This is a genomic window from Micromonospora fiedleri (assembly GCF_016774385.1).
In the GTDB taxonomy this organism is placed as follows: domain Bacteria; phylum Actinomycetota; class Actinomycetes; order Mycobacteriales; family Micromonosporaceae; genus Micromonospora; species Micromonospora gifhornensis.
Genome location: NZ_JAETXL010000101.1, coordinates 1 through 449 on the forward strand (window position 1 = coordinate 1; position 449 = coordinate 449).

A 449-nucleotide genomic window follows, 5' to 3' on the forward strand; every position below is an offset into this window, starting at 1 on the left:
GTCCACCCACGACCGACCCTGGCCACCATCCGGGCCACCGCCGAGACGGTGTCGGCCGGGCACGGCCCGGTCCCGGCGGCCACCCCGGAGGAGTCGGAACTGATCCTGTCCTGGTTGGAACGGCCGGAGACCCGGCTGGTGGAGATGTCGGCCGGTTGGGCCTCTCCGGTGTCCGGCGCGGGTCGCTTCCGTGACCTGTTGACCAAGGCCGAGAACGCCGCGTCCCATCAACTCTGGTCCGAACGCTCATGAGCAACTGTCCGATCGGCCTACGTCGACTCACTTAGTCTGTTAAGGGAGTGCAGTCCTGCCCGTTTCGAGGTTCTGCTCCCGGTTGCCGATCCGCTGGCGCGCCGGTGCGGAAGCGTGGGGGTGCCCCACGCGGCCGCGCACGCCGGCCGCGGCGGGCGCCCGCGCGGCTCACTTCCCGCCACTGCCGTCGATGCAAC

1 pseudogene is annotated in these 449 nt (G+C 70.8%); it reads left to right on the plus strand.

Features of this window, described 5'->3' with window-relative positions:
* Nucleotides 1–252 (plus strand): annotated as a pseudogene (locus JMF97_RS30830) (DEDD exonuclease domain-containing protein); the annotation flags it as partial.
* Between the last annotated feature and the right edge of the window lie 197 nt (nucleotides 253–449).